The organism is Acidisoma sp., from assembly GCF_035492295.1.
Classification (GTDB): domain Bacteria; phylum Pseudomonadota; class Alphaproteobacteria; order Acetobacterales; family Acetobacteraceae; genus Acidisoma.
In genome coordinates this window covers 1-7,086 of record NZ_DATJJK010000069.1, presented here as the reverse complement: position 1 = coordinate 7,086, position 7,086 = coordinate 1, and the positions used below count along the sequence as shown (strand labels likewise).

The 7,086-nt window shown below is 67.5% G+C and carries 7 protein-coding genes; 5 read left to right on the top strand and 2 right to left on the bottom strand.

Annotation, left to right across the window (positions count from 1 at the left end; genetic code table 11):
* Positions 1-1,067: DEAD/DEAH box helicase (locus tag VL752_RS05175; RefSeq protein WP_325352857.1), on the bottom strand; the 1,067-nt coding region annotated here is incomplete at its 3' end.
* A 71-nt stretch (positions 1,068-1,138) separates the two neighbouring features.
* Here VL752_RS05175 and VL752_RS05170 point away from each other — a divergent pair.
* The 3 genes from VL752_RS05170 to VL752_RS05160 all read left to right on the top strand — a co-directional run bounded on the left by VL752_RS05170 (position 1,139) and on the right by VL752_RS05160 (position 3,264).
* Positions 1,139-2,050 (top strand): tyrosine recombinase XerC, encoded by a 912-nt coding sequence (locus VL752_RS05170; RefSeq protein WP_325352855.1) that lies wholly within the window; start codon positions 1,139-1,141, stop codon positions 2,048-2,050.
* A 30-nt stretch (positions 2,051-2,080) separates the two neighbouring features.
* The gene (locus VL752_RS05165; protein WP_325352852.1) at positions 2,081-3,019 is read left to right on the top strand and encodes a bifunctional riboflavin kinase/FAD synthetase; all 939 of its coding nucleotides are present in this window, start codon (positions 2,081-2,083) and stop codon (positions 3,017-3,019) included.
* Positions 3,020-3,102: 83 nt separating this feature from the next.
* Positions 3,103-3,264 carry a hypothetical protein gene (locus VL752_RS05160; protein WP_325352851.1) on the top strand — a complete coding sequence of 54 codons (162 nt, stop codon included), beginning with the start codon at positions 3,103-3,105 and terminating at the stop codon, positions 3,262-3,264.
* Between the two features lie 36 nt (positions 3,265-3,300).
* On the opposite strand, the gene VL752_RS05155 is transcribed toward VL752_RS05160, so the two are convergent.
* Complete coding sequence (locus tag VL752_RS05155; RefSeq protein WP_325352848.1) at positions 3,301-4,773, bottom strand: AMP nucleosidase; 1,473 nt, start codon at positions 4,771-4,773, stop codon at positions 3,301-3,303.
* Positions 4,774-4,949: 176 nt separating this feature from the next.
* On the opposite strand from VL752_RS05155, the gene VL752_RS05150 reads away from it, so the two are divergent.
* Both VL752_RS05150 and VL752_RS05145 read left to right on the top strand, forming a co-directional pair.
* Entirely contained in the window at positions 4,950-5,702 is a 753-nt protein-coding gene (locus VL752_RS05150; protein WP_325352846.1) for a DUF4410 domain-containing protein, read from the top strand.
* Positions 5,703-5,739: 37 nt separating this feature from the next.
* Positions 5,740-7,086: phospholipase D-like domain-containing protein (locus VL752_RS05145; RefSeq protein ID WP_325352844.1), on the top strand; the 1,347-nt coding region annotated here is incomplete at its 3' end.

Sequence of the window (7,086 nt, the reverse complement as noted above, 5' to 3'; positions counted from 1 at the left end):
CGGACCACCGCCATGTCCCGGGCGTGGTAGATGACCCCCTCCTCCTGTTTGAACGCGCTCTCATGTTCCTCATCAACAATGATGAGGCCGAGATCGGAGAAAGGCAGGAACAGCGCGGACCGTGCGCCGACGACGACCATGGCTTCGCCCGATGCGACCGCCCGCCAGGTGCGGCGACGCAGACCCGGCGAGAGATCGGAATGCCAGACAGCGGGTGGCACGCCGAAGCGCCGCTCGAACCGTTCCAGCCATTGTGCGGAGAGCGCGATCTCGGGCAGCAGGATGAGGCTCTGCCGCCCCGCGCGGATCCCTTCCGCGACCGCCTCCAAATACGTCTCCGTCTTGCCCGAGCCGGTGACGCCTTCGAGCAGGGTCACCGCGAAATGGCGCGCGCGAACTTGGCCGACCAGAGCCGCCGCCGCCGCCGCCTGATCGTCCGAGAGGATCGGCGCGCCGGGATGATCCGGGTCTGGCCGCGCGAAATCCGGCGCGGGTGCGAGCGGAACGGTCTCCAGCCAGCCGCGCTCCACCATGGCACGGAGGACGGCGGCGCCGACCCCCGCCTCTGCCGCGAGATCGGCCTGAGCCCGGGGTACACGATCGGCCAAGACCTCCAGCACCCGCCGCCGCGCAGGCGTCAGGTCCCGCCCCTCGGGGCGGGTCTCGCCCAGCCGCAAGCCGGTTGCCGCCTTCTGCGCAGGGGTGGCGAGCAAGGGTGTGCGGATCGCCATGGCCAGCACCTCGCCCGGTGGCGAGAGGGTGTAGTTCGCAACCCAATCGATCAGCCGTCGGAGTGCGGGCTGAAGGCGCGGCAGGCCGGGAACCGGCTGCGCGATCTTGAGCCGGCCCAGCGGCAGGCCCGAATCCGCCGGGCTGTCCCACACCACGCCGTGCAGCATACGGCCGTGCAGCGGCACCTGCACGATGTCCCCGGGTTCGGCCGTCGCGCCCGGCGGTAGCCGGTAATCGAGCGCACCCGCCAGCGGCACCGGCAGGAGTACGGAGACGCGGCGGCCGACCGCCGGCCGTGGTACCCCGCCTTCCAGATCCAACTCGGCATCGTCCATGCCTCGCCCCTCGCACAGCGCGCGCTTCGCCGCTAGAGGTAGAGAGGAGACCAGAGGAGGCCCTACAGGCAATGCTGGCAGAGACGCTGCGCCAGGAATGGCTTCGCTGGATGGGATCGGAGCGGCGGGCGGCCGCGCTGACGCTCGAGACCTATGGCCGCGACGTCGCCGGTTTCCTGGGCTTCCTCACCCGTCACTTAGGAGGGGAGCCCGATATCGGCGCACTCGGCAGGCTGACCGCCGCTGATTTCCGGGCCTGGCTTGCCGACGAAGCGGCGCAGAACCACGGCAATGCGACACGGGCCAAGAAGCTCTCCGCGCTGCGCACCTTCCTCCGCTATGCCGAGCGGGAAAAGGGCATAGCCAATGCGGCGATCGGCCTCGTCGCCACCCCCCGCGCACGTAAACCGCTGCCCCGGGCGCTGACGGTGGAGGAGGCCCGGGCCGTCGCGTCCGAAATCGGCGAGGTCTCCGACCAGGCAGCCCTCCAGGCGCGGGACACCGCCCTCTTCACCCTGCTCTATGGTTGCGGCTTGCGCATTTCGGAGGCGCTCGGGCTGCGCCGCGCGGATGCCCCGCTGCCGGGATCGGACGCGCCCTTGCGTGTCACCGGCAAAGGGGGGAAGACGCGAATCGTCCCGGTGCTTGCCATTGCGCGAGACATGATGGCGCGCTGGATCGCGCTCCACTGGCAGGACGAGCCAGAGGCGCCGTTGTTTCTCGGCGCCCGCGGCAAGCGGCTCGATGCCGCCATCGCCCAGAAGGCACTCAGGGACTTCCGGCGCCTCAACGGACTGCCGGAACATGCGACACCGCATGCGCTGCGCCATTCCTTCGCGACCCATCTGCTCGGCCAGGGCGCCGATTTGCGCGCCATCCAGGAATTGCTGGGACATGCCAGTCTCTCCACGACCCAGCGCTATACGGCGGTCGATGCCGCCCAACTGATGGAGACCTGGCGGCGTGCCCATCCGCGCGCTTGACATAGCCGTGCCTTGGGGCATGTCGGGGGCATGACCATTCAGATCATCGAAACAGATGCCCCGGTGCCGCAGGAGGCACGGGGTGCGACCGTGGCACTTGGCAATTTCGACGGAGTCCATCTCGGCCATGCCGCCGTCGTGCGCACCGCGCATGCGGCCCGGCCGGGCGCCCCGCTGGCCGTGCTGACCTTCGAGCCGCATCCGCGCGAATATTTTCGGCCCGACGATCCACCGTTCCGCCTCACCCTGCTCGCCGAAAAGGCGGCTGCGCTCGAGGAGTTGCATGTCGGGTGGCTCTTTCCGCTGCGCTTCGACTACAAGTTCAGTCAGCAACCGGCCGAGCATTTCGTGCGGGCGATGCTGCACGAGCGCCTGGGGGCAAGCCATCTTGTCTGCGGCGCCGACTTCGCCTTCGGCCATCGGCGCGGTGGAGACGTGCCCTTTCTCGCGGCCCAGGCCGAGGCGCTCGGTATCGGCCTCTCCATCGCGCCCGCCCTGTCCGATTCGACCGGGCCGATCTCCTCCACCCGCATCCGCCGCCTGTTGCAGGACGGCTATCCGGAACGGGCCAATGCCTTGCTCGGCCGCCCCTGGACGATCCGTGCGACGGTCGCCCATGGCGACAAGCGCGGGCGGACGATCGGCTTTCCGACCGCCAATCTGCCGCTCGGCCGGCATCTGGAGCCGGCGCGCGGCGTCTATGCCGTCACAGTGCGCCTCCCCGACGGCGCGGCTCACAATGGGGTGGCCAATATCGGCCTGCGGCCCACTGTCTCCGACAGCCTGGAAAGCCGGCTGGAGGCCCATATCTTTGACTTCGCGGGCGATCTCTACGATCAGGAGATCGCGGTCTCGCTGCAGCATTTCATCCGGGGGGAGCAAAAATTCCCGAGTTTCGAGGTGCTCCGGCGGCAGATCGAGACGGACGCGGCAGTGGCCCGGCAGCTCCTCACCGGCTCCCCGTCCTGACACAATTTCTTGTATTGGTCAGGCTTTAGCCTCGTGCTCCTGGCCGCGATGGCCATATGCCTCCCAGCAACGGAGGTTTCTGCATGAGGAAAACGACTCTGCTCAGACTTGCCGCGGGCGCCATGATCGCGCTCTCTCTCGGCGGCTGCTACTACCCCTATGGCTGGCACCACGGGCCGGGCTGGCATGGCGAGCCCCACGGACCGCCGCCGCCTCCCCCGCCGCAGCGCTATTATTGGCACTGAGCAAGCAAGGGGGAGGGCTGCGCCCTCCCCCGACACTTAACGGAAAACCGGCTCGTCGAAGGCGCGAAGCTTCCGGGAATGCAGCGAATGAAGCTGTCCCCTCAGCAGGTCGATCGTTTTCAGACCGATCGCCAGATGTTCCCCCACCGCGCGCTGGTAAAAGGACGTTGCCGCCCCTGGCAGCTTGATCTCCCCGTGCAGCGGCTTGTCTGAGATGCAAAGGAGCGTGCCGTAAGGCACCCGCAAGCGGTAGCCCTGCGCTGCAAGCGTTCCGCTTTCCATGTCGACCGCAATCGCCCGGCTGAGATTGATCCGCCTCCGCTCATGCGACCAGCGGAGTTCCCAGTTGCGGTCGTCATAGGTCACCACCGTACCGGTACGGAGCCGGCGTTTCAGCGCGTCGCCGCGATCGCCCGTCACCAGCGCCGCAGCTTCCTGCAGGGCCAGCTGCACCTCGGCCAAGGCCGGCACCGGCACCTCGGTCGGGAGAATATCGTCCAGAATCCGGTCCCGCCGCAGATAGCCATGGGCAAGGACGTAATCGCCGATCACCTGGCTCTGCCGAAGACCGCCGCAATGGCCAATCATCAGCCAGCAATTGGGCCGCAGCACGGCCAGATGATCGGTGATGTTCTTCGCGTTCGAAGGTCCGACGCCGATATTGACGATGGTGGTGCCACCCTCCCCGTCTCCGCGTTCCAGGCTGTAGGCGGGCATCTGAAAGCTCTGCCAAGGGGCGCGGGCGACGATGGCCGCCGCTTCCTCGGCCGAGGATTCACAGCGGACAGAGACGCCCCCGGGCAAATGCAGCGCGACATAGGGCGAGCCCTCGCGGTGCAGTTCCTGCAGCGCGAAGCGCACGAAGCCATCCACATAGCGCTGGTAGTTGGTGAGCAGGATCCAGGGCTGGATCGTCCGCCAGTTGGTGCCGGTGTAGTGCTGCAGGCGCTTCAGGGAGAAATCCGTTCGGACCGCATCGAAAAGGGCCAGCGGCCGCGGCCGATCGGGATCGAAATGCCACAGCCCGTCCGCCACCTCGTCGCCCACGGTCGACAGGCGCGGTGTCGGGAAGATGCGGGCAAGCTCCGCGACCTCCACCGTGCCCCGGGTGAACTCATCCCCGCCCTCGGTCACGTAAGGGTAGGGAATCTCGAGGTCGCTGACATGGACCGAGAGGCTGACGCCGAAATCCCGCACCAAGGGTTCCAGCTGTTCCAGAAGATAGGAGCGGAAGAAGGCGGGCTGCGTGATGGTGGTGGAATAGACGCCGGGCGTTTGCATCTTTGCCCAGGCGCGGGTGGTGAAGGGCACCGGGCCGGTCGGCCGCCAGGTGATGTCGAGCCGCGGATAGCGGAAATGGCGGCGCTCGGCCGGGGTCGGCCCAACACCCGTCTTGACGAAGCGGGCCAGTGACTCCCGCAGCGTGTCGCAGGCATGGTCGTAGTTGAATTCGAGCCGCGCCACCGCCTGTTCCGGGGTGAGTTCGTGCGCCGCCGTGAAATCGTCCATCAGCCACCTTTCCGAACGGATGATGCGCGCAGGCGTTAACCCGATTGGACAGGAGGCGCCAGCCCGCCTTGCCGGGGCGAGATGCTCCGGCAGATCATGGGAGGCCCAGCCAGGAAAGAACATCGACGCCGGTGGCGCGCCGTGTTCTGGTAGGAAAATTCCTGAGAGGCCTGACAATGAACGAGAAACTGACTCCTGTCCGGCGCCCGAGGCGCGTTCTGCCGGTCGCCATCGCCGGCCTGCTGGCGCTCACCGGCTGCGGCACGGCGGCGCAGAACGATGCGAGCTATGTGGCACCCCCCAGCCAGGGCGGCGCCCAGCTTCCGCGGCCGCGGACGGTCCTCGTCTATCCGTTTACGATCGATCCGAAAACCGTACAGCTCGATTCCGGAATGAAAGCCCGGCTGGAGGCCCTGGCACAGGCGCCGGACCCGGCGGCCGAACGCCGGAAACTCGCCACGGAGGTGCAGGAGGCGATCAGCGAAACCCTGGTCGATGCCATCAACCGGATGGGCTTGCACGCGGTGCCCGCCGGCACTTCCGCCCCCGCGCCGGGTGACGTCCTGATCGAGGGCCAGATCCTGCGGGTCGAGTCCGGCAATGCGACGCGGCGGGCTGTCATCGGCTTCGGCGCCGGCCAAAGCGCAGTCTACGGCTCGGCGGCAGTGCTCCAGCTCGGTGCCGACGGGCAGGTGCATCCGCTGCAGAGTTACGACGCGGACGCCAATAGCGGCCGCACGCCAGGCCTGGGCCTTGGCGCCGCGGGCGCGGCCGCCGGCCATGTTGCCATGGCGGTCGCGGGTGCGGCCGCGGGAACGGTCTCGCGCGAGCGGACGGGCCTCGCCCGCGACGGCGAGACTTTGGCCAAGAAGGTCGCGACCAATATCGGGACCTTCTTCGCGGCCGAAGGATGGATCGCCGCCAACTGATGCCAACTCTCCCTCACATTCCGAAGAGCGCGCATTCATGGTCGAGCTGATGGAATTCCTGACGCGGATCAAACCTAGTCTCGAGCTTTCGCTCGGCCTGGTGATCGCGCTCGCGGTAACGATCCATGTGCTGCAGACGAAACGGGACGTGGCGGCCGCGACGGCCTGGATCGGCCTCGCATGGTTCGCCCCCTTCTTCGGCGGATTCTCCTATTTCGTGCTCGGCATCAACCGTGTACGGCGGCGGGCGCTGCGGCTGCGCGGCGGCTCGACCGGCCGGTCGAACCGGCGCCATGCGGGCCGCCGGGCGGCGGAGGATCATCGGCTTGCGGCCTTGCAGGCGGGCATCGGCCATATCTGCGGCCGCCAGATCGAGACCGGCAATCGCATCGAGATCCTGCACAACGGCGACGAGGCCTACCCCGCCATGCTGGCCGCGATTGACGCAGCCGAGCGCAGCATCGGCCTCTCCAGCTACATTTTCCGAGCAGATACAATCGGCGAGCGCTTTGTCACGGCGCTTGCGCGCGCGATGCAGCGGGGCGTGGCGATACGCGTGATCGTGGACGGGATCGGCAGTGGCTGGCTCCGCTCCCCCGCCTATCACCGGTTGCGGGCGGCCGGCATTCCGGCGGGGCGCTTCATGCACTCCTCCATGCCCTGGCGCATGCCCTTCCTCAACCTGCGCAGCCACAAGAAGATCCTGGTGGTGGACGGCCGCATCGGCTTCACCGGAGGCGTCAACGTCGCCGACCAGAACGTCCTCGCGACCGACCCCAAGGACCCGATCCAGGATACGCATTTCCGTGTCGAAGGGCCGGTCGTTAGTCAGCTCGCCTATGCCTTCGGCCGGGACTGGGAATTTGTCAGCGGTGAGGAACTGGACGGCGAGGCCTGGTATCCCGCCCTGGACCAGACGGGCGACATCATCGGCCGGGTGCTGACCGCGGGGCCGGACGAAGATATCGAGAAGATCGAATTTGCAGTCCTGCAGGCAGTCGCCTGCGCGCGGCATCGCATCCAGGTCATGACGCCCTATTTCCTGCCCGATCAGCGCGTGATCACGGCTCTTGTGCTCGCCGCCCAGCGTGGCGTCGCGGTCGATGTCGTCATTCCCCGCAAGGGCGTGCATCGCCTGCTGGACTGGGCAGTACGGGCGAATGTGGGCCCGCTGCTCGAGAGCGGCGTGCGCATCTGGCGCTGCCCGCCTCCCTTCCGGCATTCCAAAGTCATGGTGGTCGACGGCGAATGGTCGCTGATCGGCAGCAGCAACTGGGACATGCGAAGCTTCCGCCTCAACTTCGAACTCTGCATCGAGGCCTACGACAAGGGCTTGGCCAAGGTTCTCTCAGACCTCATCTCCGAGAATCAAGGCAATGCCCTG

Coding starts and splice junctions, on each gene's coding strand:
- VL752_RS05170 (WP_325352855.1), top strand. CDS start 1,139: ATGCTGGCAGAGACGCTGCGCCAGGAATGGCTTCGCTGGATGGGATCG.
- VL752_RS05155 (WP_325352848.1), bottom strand. CDS start 4,773: ATGGACGATTTCACGGCGGCGCACGAACTCACCCCGGAACAGGCGGTG.
- VL752_RS05165 (WP_325352852.1), top strand. CDS start 2,081: ATGACCATTCAGATCATCGAAACAGATGCCCCGGTGCCGCAGGAGGCA.
- VL752_RS05160 (WP_325352851.1), top strand. CDS start 3,103: ATGAGGAAAACGACTCTGCTCAGACTTGCCGCGGGCGCCATGATCGCG.
- VL752_RS05150 (WP_325352846.1), top strand. CDS start 4,950: ATGAACGAGAAACTGACTCCTGTCCGGCGCCCGAGGCGCGTTCTGCCG.